This window comes from Streptomyces marispadix (genome assembly GCF_022524345.1).
GTDB lineage: Bacteria > Actinomycetota > Actinomycetes > Streptomycetales > Streptomycetaceae > Streptomyces > Streptomyces marispadix.
On record NZ_JAKWJU010000002.1, the window covers coordinates 6,569,875 to 6,587,006 of the forward strand.

A 17,132-nucleotide genomic window follows, 5' to 3' on the forward strand; every position below is an offset into this window, starting at 1 on the left:
CACCGTGCCGCGTAGCGGACCCCGCGGAGCGTCACGCCGGATTCCTGACTCCCCTTACGTCACTCCAGGACGTCGGGACAGACCGGGGAGATCTTCTGGGTGTCCTGGATCTCCGCCCGCAGCGCCTTGCTGCCGACGAGGGCGGCCTCGACATCGGGATGGACGTCGGGGCCGAGGCCGGCGCCCTCGCTCTGCGCGGTGCCCACCGACTGCTCCCGCTCGTCCGCACGTTGGCGCAGCGCGGACTCAACCTCGGAGTCGGTCGCCTTCTCCGCGGCGGCCCGCAGCCCGCTGCTCACCCGGCGGTGCTCGTCGACGAGATCCTGCGTCGTCCGCAGCCCGGAAGGCTCCGGCGCCGCGGAGAGCGTCTGCTTCGCCTCGGCGCACCCGGCGGGATCGGCCGCGGCGGTCACGGCCACGGCCGTCGCCGCGCCCACGGCCACGGTCACCGCCCCGGCCGTGATCGCGACCTTCGTGGTGGTGAACTTCGCGATGTAACCGGCCACACTCCCCAGCTTCGCCGTGGGCACCGCGGGCGCGGACAGCAGCGCCAGCGCCGCGACGACCGCGGCCCTGTCCCCGTCCAGGAGGCGGCGGGTCTGCTCCTCGGTCCTGACGTAGTGGTCCAGGTCCTTCTTCAGCCCGCCGCGGCCCGCGGCCATCCGCCCCAGCACATAGAGCTGAAGCGCCACTTGGCCCCGCCCGGCGGCCAGCGCCGTGGGAGCCGCGGCCTTCACGAACCGTGCCGTCAGCGCCCACTTGTGCGCGTCCCTCAGGCCACGCGCCACGGCCAGCAGCAGGTACGGCTCCGGCGCCGGTGGCTTCGGCTCGGCGGTCAGTGCCGCCGTCAGGCCCTCGGCCGCCGTGGCCGCGGACGCCGTCGGCCAGCCCTGGCTGCGTACCGCTGCCGCGGCCTCCTCGGTGATCTGGTACATGCCGAAGCGGTACGTCACCAGGCGCCGGTCGCGCAGCTCCGAACCGGCGTCCGCGGCCCGCGGATCGCCGGTGACCGGCGCGAGCCAGGCGTCGGCCAGCGGCGCCCCGAACGTCGCGAGCGCCACCAGCACACGCCGCGCCGGTTCGCTCAGCGCCACGGCAAGCGCCTCCGCCTGATGCCGTGGGCTCAGCCGCTCCGGGTCGACCGGTGGCGGCTGGTCATGGGGCCCCCTCGCGGGCATGGCCCGCCATGCGTCGGAACCCTTGATGAACGACGCGTACTGCAGCAGCAGCCTCGGCCTGCCCTCGGACATCTCGTAGACGTGGTCGAACTGGAGGTTCCGCAGGCCCTCCGGGCCCAGGTCGAGACCGAGTTCGGCGCTGAGCAGCTCGATCGCCGCGTCCCGGGGGAGAGGCTGCACATGGTGGGCGGCCTCGCCGTCCGGCAGCGTCGGATACGGCGAGGTGAGCAGGAAGGTGCAGCCGGGGAACGTCTCCAGCAGCCTCGCCACGTCCTCCTGCTCCAGCGCGCAGTCGAGGACGGTGATGTGCACCCCGGAGACGTCGCCGACCGCGGCGCGCAGCACGGTCTCGTCGACGTCGCGCAGGAACGCCTTGCCGAAGAACGCCTCCGCGAGCCTCCCGTACAGCACATCGAGGGTCTCCTGCTCCCCGGCGCGCGGGGCCAGGACATGGCCACGGGCCCGCCGCTCGGCCAGCCTGCGGTGCACCGCCTCGGCGACGGCGCGCTTGCCGACGTGCGCGCTGCCGTAGAGCTGGACGCTCCTCCCCTCGGCGAGCTGACCGCACACGTCCTCCACGAGCCCGTCGCGGCCGAACAGCTCCGCACGGGCGGGCGCCGCCAGCAACGGCGCGCTCCGGACGGGCAGTTCACGCAGGCTGCCGGTCTCGACGAAGCGGCCGTCGACGTAGCAGACGTTGAAGGCGAAGTCGCCCGTGCTGACGATGCCCTTGTTGTCGCCGTGAACGGTGACCGACCGGTCGCCGCCCTCGCCCTCCGAGAGGTGCGGCTTCTGAGCAGGTACGGCAGGTACGGCAGGCGCGGAGGCGGGCACCGGCGGCGCGGCAGAGCCCGCGAGGCCGGCGCCGTCCGCGGCGGACTGCGGACCGCCCCGCGCGTCCGGCGAAGGCCCGTCGAAGGGGCCGCCGCCGCTCACCGGCGCATGACGTTCGTCGCGCCGTCCCCGGTGGAGACGATCCCGGTCACGTCACCCGCCACGGCCACGCCGCGCGCACCGTCGGCACGCACGGCTGGCCGCTCCGGAAGCATCGCCGCCCACTCCGCGGCGAGCGACTCGTCGGCCAGCAGGGCACGGCGGATCTGGAAACGCAGCGCTGCCAGCGCGTCCGGGTCGCCCTCCGCCGCAGCCAGGTCCTCCACCGCCGCCTCGATCGGCGCGCGGTCCGGTGTGCGGCGCAGCACCCGGTCCAGCAGCCGCTGCCCCAGCCGTACGGTCGCCTGCGCGGCCTCTGTCTCGGCCTGCTGCACGACGGCGACGCCGTAGGCGCCCACGGCCGCACCGACCGCGGGCATGGCATGACTCAGTAAGGGTTCGATGTCCAGCACGTGATCCCCCGTGATCGTCTCGGTACGGCGCGAGCCGGTCTCTGCCTCGGGTGCGCCGTCAGCCTCCCAAGTACAGCCGCTCGCCCGCGACTCGGCAACCCCACGACCGGGCGGCCCGCACAAGGGACGGTCCCTCGGCGGCCGTCGAGGGGACCACAGGCGCAAGTGCCGCACCGCGGACGCCGGTTGAGCGATCGTGAACGCCCGTCTGGGCACGGCCTCACCGGCTTCTCTTCCGAACCGATGAGACCTGAGCCCCTCCTTCGCCCCGGGGCGTACGAGGGGCCTTGGTGGCGACTCCCCGTTGAGGCGGGATTCACACCCGGCACTTCGGGTTCGCCCGGCGTTCATCCGTGACCTCCGGTCCGCGGGTCGACTCCGAACTCGCCGCCCGCTCCTGCTCACCGCCCTTGTGCGCCCTGTTACGGGAACGGGGGCGCGGGTACTCGCCCGCTTCCGTCACGCACGTCACAGGAGGAACCCCGGATGTCCGGAGCCGGTTCGGAGCACCCGACCCGCCAGCAGCCCCAGCCGCCGTTCCCCGCCCAGGACGACGAACACCCCGGCTACACCCACCGGATGAGCCCACGCCCCGACCACGGCGAGGACACATACAAGGGAAGCGGCCGTCTCACCGACCGGAAGACCGTCATCACCGGCGGGGACTCCGGCATCGGCCGGGCGGTCTCCCTCGCCTTCGCACGCGAGGGCGCCGACGTGCTCCTGACGTACCTCCCGGAGGAGGAGGACGAGGCGCGGGAGACCGTACGCCTCGTCGAGGACGCCGGACGGCACGCGGTGGCCCTGCCGGGCGACGTCAGGGAGGAAGCGCAGTGCCGGCGCATCGTCGGCAAGGCCGTCGAGGAGTTCGGGCGGATCGATGTGCTCATCAACAACGCCGCGTTCCAGATGTCGCAGCCCGACGGCATCGAGGCTGTCTCCACCGAGCAGTTCGACCGGGTCGTGCACACCAACCTGTACGGCATGTTCTGGCTGTGCAAGTTCGCGCTGCCGCACATCCCCGAGGGCGGCAGCATCATCAACACCACGTCCGTGCAGGCCTACAAGCCCAGTCCTCATCTGCTGGACTACGCGATGACCAAGGGAGCGATCGTCACGTTCACGCAGGGGCTCGCGGGGATGCTCGTCGAGCGGGGCATCCGCGTCAACGCGGTCGCTCCGGGGCCCGTCTGGACGCCGCTCATCCCCTCGACGCTGCCCGACACCACCCAGTTCGGAGCGCAGAGCCCCTTGGGGCGTGCGGGCCAGCCCGCCGAGATGGCGCCCGCGTACGTCTTCCTCGCGTCGCAGGAGTCCAGCTACATCACGGCCGAGATCGTCAACGCCACCGGCGGTACGCCACTGCCGTGAAGGGCGTGGCCGGTCAGCCGGCGCCGGAGGCCCGCCCCGCCGACGCCGGTACGGCGTTCACCTTCGCTCCGGGGCCCACCACGACCCGCGAACCACGCGGGCAGCGCACCAGCCGGGAGCGGAAGCCCCGCTTCTCCGCCTCGTCGAGAAACGCAGCGAGCGGCGACTTCATGACGGTGTAGTCGTCGTAGTGCACGGGCAGCACCAGCGCCGGGTCGAGCATGTCGACGAGGTCGCCTCCCTGCCGCCCGTCCATGGTGACGACGAACCCGCCCGGCAGCTTCGTACCCCCGAGGTGGAGCACGGCGAGATGGATGTCGGGGAAGCGCTCGGCCACCTCGCGCAGCCCGTCGAAGGGAAGCGTGTCCCCGCTGAGGTAGATCCGCAGGGCCGTCCCTCCCGAGGCGGGGCCGAACTCGACGACGCTGCCCATCACCGGCGGCAGCAGGCGCCGCAGCGCCTTGGGCCCGGCGTGGATTGCGGGCACGGAGGTCACACGTACGGCGGTGCCGTCCTTCAGCAGGTCGTGGCTCTGCCAGGAGGCGAGGCCCGTCGCACGGTGGAAGCCGTAGAGGCCCTGGAGGCGCCGGGAGGCGTGGGGTGTGGTGACGACGGGGACCCCGCGGTCGAGGGAGCGCTGGGCGATCCGGTCCCAGTGGTCGCCGTGCAGATGTGACAGCACCACGGCGTCCGGTGCCCTCGGCAGGCCGCCGGGAGGCGGCAGCGGGTCGGTCAGGCGCCGCGAGAGCAGGCCGTAGCCGAGGTGGGCGAACTGCCCGCGGTGAAGGTAGTTGGGGTCGGTGAGCAGCGTGAAGGGTCCGTAGCGCAGCAGCAGGGTGGCGTTCCCCACGAAGTGGATCTCGGCGGCGCCGTCCGGTACCGGAACTGTCATCAGCGCTCCTTCGCCTGGGCTCCCGGGCGGGCCTGCCTGCCTGCCGCAGGTCCCCTCGGATGCGGCTCGTGGAGACGTGCGGGTACCACGGCGGGCCGAAGCTATGGCGTGCGGGCACGCACTGCCCGTCGGCTCGCGCCGCCCGCAGGCCCTGCCCTCAGTCCCCGCGCCTCACGGGCAGCGACTGCTCGGCCCAGATGACCTTGCCGTCCTTGGTGTAGCGGGTGCCCCAGCGGTCGGCGAACTGGGCGACGAGGAAGAGTCCACGTCCGCCCTCGTCCATGGTCGCCGCGTAGCGAAGGTGCGGTGAGGTGCTGCTGTGGTCCGCGACCTCGCAGATGAGGGTGCGGTCGCGCAGCAGCCGCACCCTGATGGGCCCGGTGGCGTGGCGGATGGCGTTGGTGATCAGCTCGCTGAGGATCAGCTCCGTGACGAACGCCTGTTCCTCCAGGCCCCATTCGGTGAGGCTGCGGGTCACGGCCGTACGTACTCCCGCGACGGCCGACGGATCGGAGACCACGTCCCACTCGGCGACCTGATCCGGCGCGAGCACCCGGGTACGGGCGACGAGCAGCGCGATGTCGTCGCTGGGGCGGGCCGGAAGCAGCGCGTCGAGCACGGCGTCGCAGCTCTCCTCCGGCGACTGGCCCGCGTGCGCCAGGGTCTCGCGCAGCAGCCGCAGCCCGGTGTCGATGTCCTGGCCCCGGCGCTCGACGAGGCCGTCGGTGTAGAGGACGAGGCGGCTGCCCTCCTCCAGGCCCAACTCGACCGATTCGAAGGGCAGTCCGCCGATGCCCAGCGGCAGTCCGGACGGCATCGCCGGGAACTCCACCGTGCCGTCGGGACGCGCCAGCGCGGGCGTCGGGTGACCCGCTCTCGCCATCACACAGGTACGCAGGACAGGGTCGTAGACGGCGTAGAGGCACGTGGCTCCCGTGATCGTCGCCTCGTCGCCCGCGGCGAGGGCGTCCAGATCGATGCGAGCCACCAACTCGTCGAGGTGGCCGAGGAGTTCGTCGGGCGGCAGGTCGAGGGCGGAGAAGTTGTGCACGGCGGTGCGCAGCCGTCCCATGGTGGCCGCGGCATGCAGCCCGTGCCCCACGACGTCGCCCATGACCAGCGCCACCCTGGCGCCGGGCAGCGGGATGACGTCGAACCAGTCGCCGCCGACACCGGCCTCCGCGGGCAGATAGCGGGAGGCGACCTCGACGGCGCTCTGCTCGGGCAGGGCACGCGGCAGCAGGCTGCGCTGAAGGGCGACGGCCATGCCGTGTTCACGGGTGTATCGGCGCGCGTTGTCGATGGAGACGGCGGCGCGTGCGGCCAGTTCCGTCGCGAGGGACAGATCGTCGTCCTCGAACGGCTCCGGCTTCTCCATGCGCCAGATGCTCACGACGCCCAGCAGTACGCCACGGGCACGCAGCGGTGCGGCCACGAGCGAGTGGATGCCGTAGTCCATGACCCGCGCGGCCCGCTCCGGGGCCACCGCCTGCCAGCCCGGCGAGTCGCTCAGCCGGGGTTCCAGCACGGCCCGGCCGCTTTCGAAGCTGCGGGCCTGCGGCGACTCGGGGATGAAGGTGATCAGCTCACCGACGGGGAAGAGCGGCGGATCGTCGTGGATTCCGCTGAAGGCGACGCGCCGCATCATCGCGAGGCCGCCGCCGTACGGGGCCGGCTCGTCGCCGTGCAGCACCGGCTCCGCCAGGTCGACGGTGACGAAGTCGGCGAAGCGGGGGACGGCGACCTGCGCCAACTCCTCGGCGGTACGCGTCACATCGAGGGTCGTGCCGATGCCGCCGCTGGCCTCGTACAGCAGCGTCAGACGCCTGCGGATCATCTCGACCCGGCTGGAGAGGAGCCGCAGTTCCGTGGTGTCCCGGAACGTGGCCACCGTGCCGGGCGGCCCTCCGTCGCGGTCCGTGGGACGGCTGTTGACCGCCAGCAGCCGTTCCCCGGAGCGCATCACCTCGTCGGTGGCGACACGTCCCGGGTACAGCAGTCTGCCCAGCGGGGTCTCCAGGCCGAGTTCGGTGACATGGCTGCCCTGGGCGTCGGGCGGCAGGTCCAGCAGCCGGGAGGCCTCGTCGTTGGCGAGCAGCAGCCGCCCCTCGCCGTCGACGATCACCACGCCCTCGTGCACCGCATGCAGCACCGCGTCGTGGTGCTCGTACATGCGCGTCATCTCCAGCGTGCCCAGGCCGTGGGTCTGGCGGCGCAGGCGGCGGCTGACCAGGGCGGTGCCGCCGGTGGCGAGTGCGAGCGCCACGGCGGCGGCGCCCACCAGCAGCGGGAGCTGCCGGTCGACGACTCCGCTCACCTTCGTGATCTTGATTCCGGAGGAGACCAGGCCCACGACCTTGCCGTCGGAGTCCTTCACCGGGACGACGACCTGGACGATCTTGCCGATGGTGCCCTGGATGGTCTCCGTATGGACGTGACCGCGCAGGGACGGTGCGATGGTGCCGACGAACTTCTTGCCGATCCGGTTCCTGATGGGGTGGGTGAAGCGGATGCCCTCGGTGTTCGTCACGACGACGAAGTCGACCCCCGACCGCTTGCGTGCCGCCTCCGCCGGGCCCAGCAGCCGCGCCGTCGGGTCGGGGGAGCGCAGCCCGCTGAGCGTGCCCGGCGAGTTGGCGAACGTCTCGGCCACGGCGAGCGAACGGTCCCGTGCGGCGGTGGCGCTGTCGCTGCGGGCCTGTAGCACCAGCGCCACCACGGCGGCCAGCACCAGCAGCAGCACGACGACGATCTGAAGGGCGAACACCTGCCGGGCGACGCTCGCCTCGCTCAGCAGCGACCACAGACGCCGCCCTCGTGAGCCGTGCGGCGCCCCGTGTGCTTCCCCGCTCCCCGGCCCGCCCGCTGCGCGCCCGTCCGGCCGCCCCTCGGCCCGCCGGGAGGCGGACAGGGCGCGGAGACGCCTCAGCGGCCCGGCCATGCCCATGCCTCCACGGTCACGTCATGTTCTCCTCGTCGACGGCTCCATCATTCATGCTGGCTGGCCCTGCGTCACCGGGCGAGTCCTGCGGGTTACCTGGACGATCCGTACACGGGCGCCCAGCCCCGTCCGTTCGACCACCCGTCAGCTCCCGGTCAACCCCCCTGGGCCCGCACCGCGTCCCAGCCCTTGAGAGCCCGGCAGTCCTCACGACCGTTCGAACGTGACCGCCCCGCACCGAGGAGGCGAAGCGCCATTTCCCCCGCCGAAGTCCCGTCAGACGACACGTTCCCTACGTCGTATGACGGGAGGTCACATGAGGGACGACCGCGCGGCGGGCGGGGCGCCCACCGGGCGGGGAGCATGCGGCCCGCCCTTCTCGGTGTGGCGGTGGGCGCTGCGCTGACCGTCGCATCGGCCGCCGTGCTGTGGTGGCCGCACTCCGAGACCGTCCACCGCAGCCGCCAGCCGGCGAAGGTGAGCTATGACGACGCGTCACGGCACTACGCGGGACTCGTACGGGAGCACACCCTCTCCGGCGACGTGTCGTACCGGCTGACAGCGGGCCGGGACCCCGGCCTGTCCTACGGGCACACGCTGGAGATCGACACGGCGCTCGGCGACTCCGGGATCGTCTCGGCCCGCTGGACGGCCGACGGCCTGCGGATCGCCTTCGGCAGCGGGCACACGCTCTTCATCCCGGCGAGGCAGTTCACCCACGGACGCTAGGGGGCGCGGCGGCGGGCATGCGCGAGACGGCCCACGGGCGCCCGCGGCCGCACCGGCGCACCCGCCCGCAGGCATAAGCGAATTCACCGGCGGCGCACCGATGAGTACGGGCCGCCGCGGTGGTCCGACCGGGGGAAGGCTCATCGGCTCCTGACCCGGAGGACACCATGCGCAAGATCACTGCTGGGCTGTTCATCTCGCTCGACGGCGTCGTGGAGGCCCCCGACCAGTGGCACTTCCCGTACTTCAACGACGAGATGGGCGCCGCCGTCGACGCGAGCCTCGGAGCGGCAGGAACGGTGCTGCTGGGCCGCAGGACCTACGACAGCTTCGCCGGTGCCTGGCCCGAGCGCGAAGCGGCCGGAGGTGAGGACGCCCCCTTCGCGAAGAAGCTCGGCGACGCACGGAAGATCGTCGTCTCCCGCCGGAAGCTCGACTTCACCTGGCGCAACTCCGAACAGCTCGACGGCGACCTCGAAACCGCCGTGGCCGCCCTGAAGAACGAGCCGGGCGGCGACATCGCCATGAGCGGCTCCGTATCCGTCGTGCGGCAGCTCCTCGCGGCAGGTCTGCTCGACGAGCTGAACCTTCTGGTGCACCCCGTCGCCGTCCGCAAGGGCATGCGCCTCTTCGACGAGGACGGGCCCGCGATCCCGCTGCGGCTGGTGTCGTCGGAAACGTTCCAGACCGGGGTCCTCAACCTCCTCTACGCGCCTGCCTCTTCCCCGGGCGACGCCGGATACGACGAAGCCAAGGCGCATCTGCCCGGCTCCGGAAGCTAGCCGCTTCGACGGCGGGGGCGCCGCGAGCGGTCATCGGGTCGGCGCGGCCCGCTGCCCCATGCCGAGACCGCCGGGGACGCGGCGAGGGCGAGCGGACGGCCGATGCGGAAAGCAGGCGTCCGCGGCGACGTCGGCCGGGCTATGCGGTGCTATGCGGTGCCGGACGCGGGCCTGAGGGTGAGGACCCGCTCCGTGTGCTGTTCCACCGCGGCGCGGCTGTAGAGAAGCGGAAAGGCTTCGTCCGCCGCCCACGAGGAGAACAGGTCGCGGTAGTGGGGGCTGTCCGGATGGCCGGACTGGCCGGGCGAGTTCATCGCGACGGACTCGTCCCAGGCACCGACGTCCACGACGAGGCGGAACGTGGCGCCCCCGCTCTGACGGAAGTCGGAGGTGTACGCGGCCGCGCCCACGGTGTCTCCGCTGCCGCCGCGCGGCGCCGGGCCGACCGTCATCCACTCCGGTTCGCCTCCCGTACGCTCCCGCACCCGTTCCGCCAGTGGATGGCGCAGCAGGCTCCGGTGGAGCTTCCCCCACTCCCAGCTCCCTGGGTCGTCCCCGAGCAGCCGCTCCGCTTCCGGGAAGGCGTCCGCGAGGGAGGTCAGGAGGACGCGGCGCACCTCGTCGGGGTCTTCGAGTCCCGGCCGCCCCTCCGGCGAGAGCAGCAGCCCGAGATCAACGCGGGCGTCGGAGGCGGCGTCCTCGGCGGGCAGGACGCGCGCCAGCGCGCGCTCCAACTGCCCGTCCGGCTCCGGCAGTACGCGGTGCAGCGCCGAGCGGAGCAGCGCCGGACGCAGATGGCGGCGGAACCAGATCTCGAACAGCGCCGCCGCCGGCGAGTCCGCCTCCAGCCTCCCGTCCCAGCCGCGCAGCACTCCGAGCGCCCTGGCGACGCGCGGGTCTTGCCCGGCCCGGCCGTCCACGCCGTCCAGGCCGTCGAGCAGCGGCAGCACGCCGCGTGCCGGCAGGCTCAGATGGTCGGTCTGCAAGCGCACACAGTCCGCCACGGTCCAGTCGCGGCGGCTCTCCAGGACCTCGGCGATCCGGCGGTAGCGGTAGGGGGCGTACCAGTCGTAGGTGACCGTGCGTTCGGCGTTCGGATAGGAGGGCGGCAGGTTCATCTCGTTGGCGGTGGCGAGCCAGCCGCTGCGCGGGTTGCGTGCCGACGGCAGGGTGCCCGGCTCATGGTGGCCCGACCACTCGTAGCGCCCGTCGCCCGGCACGGGCAGCGTCCCGTCCCAGCCCGTACGCACCGGGACCCGCCCGGCGGGGCACCAGCCGATGGTGCCCTCGGTGTCCGCGTAGACCTGGTTCTCGCCGGGGGAGCCCCAGTGCCGCATCGCCTCGGTGAACTCGTCCGCGTTACGTGCGCCCATGTAGCCGAGGCTGCCGAGATACGGGGCCATGCCCGGCTCCAGCCACGCGGCCCGCACCGCGAACGCCGCGTTGCGCTCCGGTAGCCGGCGGATCACCGGCCCGTGCCGGGTGAACCGCAGCTCGGCCTTGGCGTCCTCGCCGCCCGCCACCGGAACGGTCTCGGTCACACGCACCATGGACTCCCAGCCGCCGTCGTGGAAGTAACGGCTGGGGTCCTGAGGGTCGGTGCGGTAGACGTACAGGTCCTCCTGGTCGATCGGGAAGATCGTCAGTCCGAAGGCGACCCGCCCGTTGTGCCCGATGGAGACGCCGGGCAGTGCCGGTTCGCCGCCGCCTACGACATCGAGGCCCGGGGCGGAGAGATGCACCAGATAGCGCAGCGAGGGAAGCGTCACCGCGCGGTGCGGGTCGTTGGCCAGCAGCGGGCGGCCCGTGGCGGTGCGGGAGGAGTCCAGGACCCAGTTGTTGCTGCCGTCGAGTCCCGTACGGGGCGCCGCACTTCGCGACCCGGACGCGGGCGCCCACGGAGCCGTCGTAGCCAGCCGGTAGACATGCAGTACGTCGTCGGGGATCACGGAGAGATCCAGCCCCTCCGGCACCCGCAGCCGGTGCGGCGACGGCTCCCGCACCTTGCGCAGATCCTCCGCCTCCGGCCCGAAGTCCCGCAGGGTCAGCGCGCGGGCCACCTCGTCGCCGAGGTTGTAGTGAAGGCCGTGGCTGCGGATACGGGCCACGTCGCCCGGCTCCCAGCAGGAAGGCTCGTAGCCGAGGAGCGTGAACTCCGGCGGCAGCAGCGTCCGTCGGCGTCCGCACATTTCGACGAAGGCGTTGATCCCCCCGGTGAACGCCCGCGCCGCGGGCTCCACTTCCGGCCCGTAGGCCCGCCACTCCTCCTCCATGCCGCCCCGGTAGAGGAACAGCCGTGCGGCACGGTCGTGTTCGACGTAACGCGGGCCCAACACCTCGGAGAGCAGCCCCAGTCCGCGGCGGCGCCACAGATCGATCTGGAACAGGCGGTCGCGGGCGGCGTTGAAGCCCTGCGCGAGATACAGGTCCTCGCGGGAAGCGGCGTAGAGATGCGGCACCCCCCAGCGGTCGATGCGGATCTCCACGGGCGCGGCAAGGCCCGGCACCTCGAAGACGGTCTGGGAATCCTCAGCGTCCGGCACGTGCTCCGCCCTCCGTGCAGCGTTCCTGGTCGTTACGGCCGCTTCCCGGTACGGGTTCCCGGCCTGTACAGGCGGAGCCGTCGCATACGGCCACCGCACACGGCAGGAAACCACGGCCACCGCGGACCCCTGCCCAGCGGCGGCACCACGGACACGGCACGGCCTCGTCTCCTTACGTACAGGCCGCTCGTCTCCGTAACCCCGGCCGGTCACTCATCGCCCGGTACGGGACTCGCCGGACGCCCGAAGGGGTACCCGGCAGGCGCTGCCGTGGAGGCGGATCTGCGAGAGAGCGAGGCGAGGCACGGTGCACGTCAGAACGTTGCGATGCGTGGGCGCGGCCACCGCGCTGTACGGGCTCGCGGTCGCGGCCCGCCCGGAACTGCTGGCGCGGCCCTCGGGCCTGAGCGGCCCAGGCGGCGAGGTCGAGGAGACGACGCGGATCTCGCTGCGGCCCCTGGTGTGGCGGGACGTCGCGGACGGCGCGGCGATGGTGCTCGCCCCCGAGGGCCCGGCACTGCGCACCGCCGCCCTGGTACGTATCGCCTCGGACCTCGGGGACGCCGTGCTGCTCGGCGCGACGCTGCCTCGGCACGTCCGCCCCATGTCCGTCGCCGTGTCGCTGGGGTGGGCGGCCCTCTCGGCGGCGGCACTGCGCGCCCCGAGCCGCACCCGCCACTGACGCCGGGCGGCCCCGCGGCGGCCCCGCCGCGGCCCCGGCTGCGTCGCCGCCAGCGACGAGCGGCAGCGACGGACCGGCCGTACGACCCGGGAACGGCCGCACGCGCGCCGCGAAGCAGTGGTACGGATGTGCCATGGAGCTTCACGTGATGACGTTCAACCTCCGCTTCGCCGACTACGACCCCGCGGTCCCGCACTCATGGCCCGAACGCCGCCCGGCCGTGGCCGCGCTGCTGAGGCAGGAGTCACCGGACGTCGTCGGCACCCAGGAGGGCCTCCACCGCCAACTGCGGGAGATCCACGAGGACATGAGGCAGTCCGGGAAGGAGTACGACTGGCTCGGGACGGGCCGGGAGGGCGGCAGCCGCGGCGAGTTCATGGCGGTCTTCTACGACGCCGGACGGCTGGAGGCCGTCGCGCACGAGGACTTCTGGATAGCCCCGGATCCGCGCAGCGCGGGCGCGAAGTGGCCCGGCGCGGGTTCTCCGCGGATGGTGACGTGGGTGCGTTTCCATCACCGCAGGAGCGGACGCGGCTTCCACGTGCTCAACACCCATCTGGACAATGTGAGCGCCGAGGCCCGTCTCGCGGGCGCACGGCTGCTCGTCGAGCAGATGCGAGACGCAGGCGGCCCGCTTCCGGCGTTCGACACGAGCCTGCCGTGCGTCGTCATGGGCGACTTCAACGTCCCGGCGCAGAAGGACGACGGCGGGGTCTACGAAACCCTGCTGAGGGACGGCGAGTTGACGGACGTCTTCACCGCCGCACCGCCGGAGCGCCGCGGCGAGGAGCACCGCACCTGGCACGACTACAAGGGCGCCTCGCCAGGGCCCCGTATCGACTGGATCCTCACCTCGCCCGGCGTGCGCACCACGTCAGCGAGGGTCAACACCCGTACGCACGAGGGCGGTTACCCCAGCGACCACTTCCCGGTGCAGGCGACCCTGGAGCTCCGGGACGGCTGACGGCCCCTGCGGGCGGGCAGGTTCGCCGCCCCCGGCCGCCACCCCGCAGGCAACGCCCGCAGACAACGGCCCTTCGGCTGCGGAGGCGTTACGTCGCACGCTCCACCGCGATCACGGCGGCGTCGTCGTCCAGCGGCCCGCCGACATGGCGGGTCAGATCCTGTCGCAGCCGCTTCAGCAGCGTCTCCGGACCGGACTCCGCCCATCCCGTCATCCGCTCCGCGAGCGGATAGAAGCGCCCGCCGGAGTCACGGGCCTCGGTGATGCCGTCCGTGTACAGCACCAGCAGATCCCCCGCCTCCAGTTCGAAGGCGTCCACGGCGTAGTCGGCGTGCGCCATGTCGCCGAGCCCCAGCGGCGGCGCGGACAGGTGCGGCTCGACCGGCATGACATGGCCTTTGCGCAGCAGCAGCGGTGGCGGATGCCCGCAGGTGACGATGCGGCAGCCGCTGTCGTCGTCGGAGATGTCGATCAGCGACGCGGTGATGAACGTCTCCCGCGCCTGCTCAGTCCTGGACGGCTCGCCCAGGTTCCAGGTGACGCTCTCGTCGAGGAAAGCGGCGGTCTCGGCCAGGTCCGTCCCGGCGCGTACGGCCGCGCGGAACGCACCCACGAGAAGCGTGGCGTCGCCCACCGCGGACAGGCCCTTTCCCCGTACGTCACCGATGATCAGCCGGGTGCTGGAGGGCGTGCGCGCCGCGGCGTAGAGGTCGCCGCCGATGCGGGCCTCGGCCTCGGCGGCGATGTAGAGGGAGGCGACCCGAAGCGGCCCGATCCTCGCGGGCAGGGGACGCAGGGCAAGCTGCTGCGCGGTCTCGGCGACATTCCTGACCTGGGACAGTTCACGCGCGCGGTGCTCCTGCACGGTGCAGAAGATCACCAGGCACACGCCGACCAGGACCAGGGCGCCGATCTGCGCCTGATGGTTCGCGGAGAAGAGCTGCTGCTTGTCGCGCAGCACCGCGATGAGCGCCTGCGCGGCCACGGCGAGAGCGGCGATCACGCCCGTCAGCAGGGGCCCGCCGAACGAGGCGGTGATGGCGGGCGCCGCCACCAGCAGCGGACCCAGATGGATGTCCGGCGGCGCCAGTACGTCGGCCACGACGACGATCACCAGCCAGGCCAGGGGAAGGGCGGGCATCCAGTAGCTCTCGCGCATGGACTGGTGGAGGTCGGCGAGCCGCTGCGACATATCTACTCTTTACCGCTGCTGTGGGCGCCGCGCAGAACGGCGCACCCGGACGTACGCACCGGCCGGCCGCCGTACGACGGCCGCCTCATCGGGCCCACCGCGTCCGGCGGCGGGCACCGTGCCGGGGCAATCTATGCGCGCTGCGGGGTTTGGGACAGCCGGTCGCCGGATAAACCCGTGGGTCAAGTGCTTCGGACAGCAGGCACATTCGCGGGAGAGCGCCGTTTCGGGCGCCGAGGGCCCGTTGTGCCGTCCGGTCCCCGTCGGTCCTTCCGCGTGCGGCAGCCGTACCCCGACGCAAGGAGCACTCTCATGCTCATGGCACACCCTGCCGTCCTGGCCAAGACACTGGCCCAGTACGAGACCCTGCGGGAACTCCACGCCGAGCACGGCGGAGAGGCGGCCAGCCAGCGTCTCGACGACGTCGCCTACTCGCTGTGCATCGCGACCGGCACGAGCGACGTCGACGCCGCGGTCATCGCCGCCCGTCACCATCTGCCGGGCGCCCACACCCGGGACGACTCGCTGCTCGTCGGCTGACCCCGGCCCCGGCAGGTGCGAAGCGACGCGGCGCGGGGTGGGCGGAACGCGCCGCCCACCCCGCGCCTTCGCCCGCTACCCCCGCCGCAACGCGGGCCGCAGCGCCTCCAGCACGCTCGGGTCGTCGATGGTGCTGGGCACCGGCTCGTCGGTGCCGTCGGCGATGCTCCGCATGGACTTGCGCAGGATTTTCCCCGACCTGGTCTTGGGCAGCGCCGCGACGACAGCCACGTCCTTGAGCGAGGCGACCGCGCCGACCTGGTCGCGTACGAGCTGGACCAGTTCGTCACGCAGCCGTTCCACGTAGCCCGGCGCGGTGGCGTCGACCCCGGACTTCAGCACCACGAAACCGCGCGGCACCTGCCCCTTGAGCTGGTCGGCCACCCCGATGACGGCGCACTCCGCCACATCCGGATGGCTCGCCAGCACCTCTTCCATGCCGCCGGTCGACAGGCGGTGGCCCGCGACGTTGATGACGTCGTCGGTGCGCCCCATGACGAACAGATAGCCGTCCTCGTCGAGATATCCGCCGTCGCCGGTGAGGTAGTAGCCGTCGTAGGCCGACATGTACGACTCGACGAACCTGTCGTCGTCGTTCCACAGCGTCGGCAGCGCGCCCGGAGGCATCGGCAGCTTCGCGACGATGGCGCCGTTGGTGCCCGGCGGCACCTGCTTGCCGTCGCTGTCGAGGACCTGCACGTCCCAGCCGGGCAGGGGCTTGGTCGGCGAACCGGGCTTGACCGGCAGCAGTTCGATCCCGGCCGGGTTGGCGACGATGGGCCAGCCGGTCTCCGTCTGCCACCAGTGGTCGATGACGGGGATGTCCAGCAACTGCGAGGCCCAGCGGTAGGTTTCGGGATCGAGCCGTTCACCGGCGAGGAACAGGTACTTCAGCGACGACAGGTCGTGGCTGCGGGCGAATTCCCCGTCCGGGTCCTCCTTCTTCAGGGCACGGAAGGCGGTCGGGGCGGTGAACATCGAACGCACCCCGTACTCGGCCGCGACGCGCCAGAACTGGCCCGCATCGGGCGTCCCCACCGGCTTGCCCTCGTAGAGCACCGTCGTCGCGCCGGCGAGCAGCGGCGCGTAGACGATGTAGGAGTGGCCCACGACCCAGCCGACGTCGGAGGCGGTGAACAGCGTCTGCCCGGGCCCGACGTCGTAGACGTTGGCCATGCTCCAGGTCAGGGCGGTCGCATAGCCGCCGCTGTCGCGGACGACGCCCTTGGGCTTCCCGGTGGTCCCGGAGGTGTAGAGGACGTACAGCGGATCGGTGGAGGCCACCGTCACGCAGTCCGCGGGGGAGGCCGCCGCGCACGCGGTCTCCCAGTCCATGTCGTCCTCGCCCATGGCCGCCTCGGCCTGCGGGCGCTGGAGGATGATCCGGCGGTCCGGCTTGTGCGAGGCCAGCTCGACCGCCTGGTCCAGAAGAGGCTTGTACTCCACGACGCGTGAGCCCTCGATGCCGCAGGACGCGGAGACGACGACCTTGGGAGCCGCGTCGTCGATCCGCACGGCGAGTTCCTTCGCCGCGAACCCGCCGAAGACCACGGAGTGCACCGCCCCCAGCCGCGCGCACGCGAGCATCGCGACGGCCGCCTCCGGCACCATCGGCATGTAGATCACGACCCGGTCGCCCGCCGAGACGCCCGCGTCCCGCAGGACACCGGCGAAGACGGCGACGTCGTCGCGGAGCCGCCCGTAGCTGTAGGTCCGCTTCACGCCCGTGACGGGGGAGTCGTAGATCAGCGCGGCCTGCTCGCCGCGGCCGGCGTCGCAGTGGCGGTCGAGCGCGTTGTGGCAGACGTTCAACTCGCCGTCGGGGAACCAGCGGTAGAAGGGCGGTCGCGAGTCGTCCAGCGCCTTCGTCGGCGACCTGTGCCAGTCCAGCGCACCGGCCGCTTCCAGCCAGAACCGCTCGCGGTCCGCGACGCTCGCACGGAAGATCTCCTCGTAGTCGCCCACCGTGGCC

At 72.4% G+C, this 17,132-nt stretch carries 13 protein-coding genes; 6 read left to right on the plus strand and 7 right to left on the minus strand.

All coding sequences use genetic code 11. The features are described 5' to 3' along the window. Nucleotides 1-59: 59 nt before the first annotated feature. Nucleotides 60-2,114: a hypothetical protein gene (locus MMA15_RS27240; protein ID WP_241062814.1), complete on the minus strand. Its 2,055-nt coding sequence runs from the start codon at nt 2,112-2,114 to the stop codon at nt 60-62. Next, on the minus strand, nt 2,111-2,491 hold the full coding sequence (locus tag MMA15_RS27245) for a hypothetical protein (protein WP_241062815.1): 381 nt from the start codon (nt 2,489-2,491) through the stop codon (nt 2,111-2,113). The genes MMA15_RS27240 and MMA15_RS27245 overlap by 4 nt, the downstream gene beginning before the upstream one ends. Before the next feature lie 519 nt (nt 2,492-3,010). Here MMA15_RS27245 and MMA15_RS27250 point away from each other — a divergent pair. Beyond that, nucleotides 3,011-3,895: an SDR family oxidoreductase gene (locus MMA15_RS27250; protein ID WP_241062816.1), complete on the plus strand. Its 885-nt coding sequence runs from the start codon at nt 3,011-3,013 to the stop codon at nt 3,893-3,895. Nucleotides 3,896-3,908: 13 nt separating this feature from the next. Here the strand turns inward: MMA15_RS27250 and MMA15_RS27255 are convergent, their stop codons facing one another. Then, a complete protein-coding gene (locus tag MMA15_RS27255; protein ID WP_241062817.1) occupies nt 3,909-4,787 on the minus strand; it encodes an MBL fold metallo-hydrolase in 879 nt (292 codons plus the stop codon). Nucleotides 4,788-4,944: 157 nt separating this feature from the next. Beyond that, nucleotides 4,945-7,728 carry a SpoIIE family protein phosphatase gene (locus MMA15_RS27260; protein ID WP_241062818.1) on the minus strand — a complete coding sequence of 928 codons (2,784 nt, stop codon included), beginning with the start codon at nt 7,726-7,728 and terminating at the stop codon, nt 4,945-4,947. 363 nt (nt 7,729-8,091) lie between these two features. On the opposite strand from MMA15_RS27260, the gene MMA15_RS27265 reads away from it, so the two are divergent. Then, nucleotides 8,092-8,457, plus strand: coding sequence for a hypothetical protein (locus tag MMA15_RS27265; RefSeq protein ID WP_241062819.1), 366 nt, complete (start codon nt 8,092-8,094; stop codon nt 8,455-8,457). A gap of 167 nt (nt 8,458-8,624) precedes the next feature. Then, complete coding sequence (locus tag MMA15_RS27270) at nt 8,625-9,239, plus strand: dihydrofolate reductase family protein (RefSeq protein ID WP_241062820.1); 615 nt, start codon at nt 8,625-8,627, stop codon at nt 9,237-9,239. Between the two features lie 149 nt (nt 9,240-9,388). Here the strand turns inward: MMA15_RS27270 and MMA15_RS27275 are convergent, their stop codons facing one another. Continuing rightward, entirely contained in the window at nt 9,389-11,782 is a 2,394-nt protein-coding gene (locus MMA15_RS27275; RefSeq protein WP_241062821.1) for a penicillin acylase family protein, read from the minus strand. 307 nt (nt 11,783-12,089) lie between these two features. Between MMA15_RS27275 and MMA15_RS27280 the strand changes: the two genes are divergently transcribed. After that, complete coding sequence (locus MMA15_RS27280) at nt 12,090-12,464, plus strand: hypothetical protein (protein WP_241062822.1); 375 nt, start codon at nt 12,090-12,092, stop codon at nt 12,462-12,464. 133 nt (nt 12,465-12,597) lie between these two features. After that, on the plus strand, nt 12,598-13,428 hold the full coding sequence (locus tag MMA15_RS27285; protein ID WP_241062823.1) for an endonuclease/exonuclease/phosphatase family protein: 831 nt from the start codon (nt 12,598-12,600) through the stop codon (nt 13,426-13,428). Between the two features lie 88 nt (nt 13,429-13,516). On the opposite strand, the gene MMA15_RS27290 is transcribed toward MMA15_RS27285, so the two are convergent. Further along, nucleotides 13,517-14,620, minus strand: coding sequence for a PP2C family protein-serine/threonine phosphatase (locus MMA15_RS27290; protein WP_241062824.1), 1,104 nt, complete (start codon nt 14,618-14,620; stop codon nt 13,517-13,519). A 312-nt stretch (nt 14,621-14,932) separates the two neighbouring features. On the opposite strand from MMA15_RS27290, the gene MMA15_RS27295 reads away from it, so the two are divergent. Next, nucleotides 14,933-15,160 carry a DUF5133 domain-containing protein gene (locus tag MMA15_RS27295; RefSeq protein ID WP_241062825.1) on the plus strand — a complete coding sequence of 76 codons (228 nt, stop codon included), beginning with the start codon at nt 14,933-14,935 and terminating at the stop codon, nt 15,158-15,160. A gap of 75 nt (nt 15,161-15,235) precedes the next feature. Here MMA15_RS27295 and MMA15_RS27300 read toward each other — a convergent pair whose 3' ends face one another. Next, a complete protein-coding gene (locus tag MMA15_RS27300; RefSeq protein WP_241063533.1) occupies nt 15,236-17,125 on the minus strand; it encodes a propionyl-CoA synthetase in 1,890 nt (629 codons plus the stop codon). Between the last annotated feature and the right edge of the window lie 7 nt (nt 17,126-17,132).

What these genes read in the sequence shown, in the direction of transcription:
- MMA15_RS27245 (WP_241062815.1), bottom strand. Translation starts at nt 2,491, where the DNA reads ATGCCCGCGGTCGGTGCGGCCGTGGGCGCCTACGGCGTCGCCGTCGTG.
- MMA15_RS27250 (WP_241062816.1), top strand. Translation starts at nt 3,011, where the DNA reads ATGTCCGGAGCCGGTTCGGAGCACCCGACCCGCCAGCAGCCCCAGCCG.
- MMA15_RS27255 (WP_241062817.1), bottom strand. Translation starts at nt 4,787, where the DNA reads ATGACAGTTCCGGTACCGGACGGCGCCGCCGAGATCCACTTCGTGGGG.
- MMA15_RS27260 (WP_241062818.1), bottom strand. Translation starts at nt 7,728, where the DNA reads ATGGCCGGGCCGCTGAGGCGTCTCCGCGCCCTGTCCGCCTCCCGGCGG.
- MMA15_RS27265 (WP_241062819.1), top strand. Translation starts at nt 8,092, where the DNA reads ATGCGGCCCGCCCTTCTCGGTGTGGCGGTGGGCGCTGCGCTGACCGTC.
- MMA15_RS27270 (WP_241062820.1), top strand. Translation starts at nt 8,625, where the DNA reads ATGCGCAAGATCACTGCTGGGCTGTTCATCTCGCTCGACGGCGTCGTG.
- MMA15_RS27285 (WP_241062823.1), top strand. Translation starts at nt 12,598, where the DNA reads ATGGAGCTTCACGTGATGACGTTCAACCTCCGCTTCGCCGACTACGAC.
- MMA15_RS27290 (WP_241062824.1), bottom strand. Translation starts at nt 14,620, where the DNA reads ATGTCGCAGCGGCTCGCCGACCTCCACCAGTCCATGCGCGAGAGCTAC.
- MMA15_RS27295 (WP_241062825.1), top strand. Translation starts at nt 14,933, where the DNA reads ATGCTCATGGCACACCCTGCCGTCCTGGCCAAGACACTGGCCCAGTAC.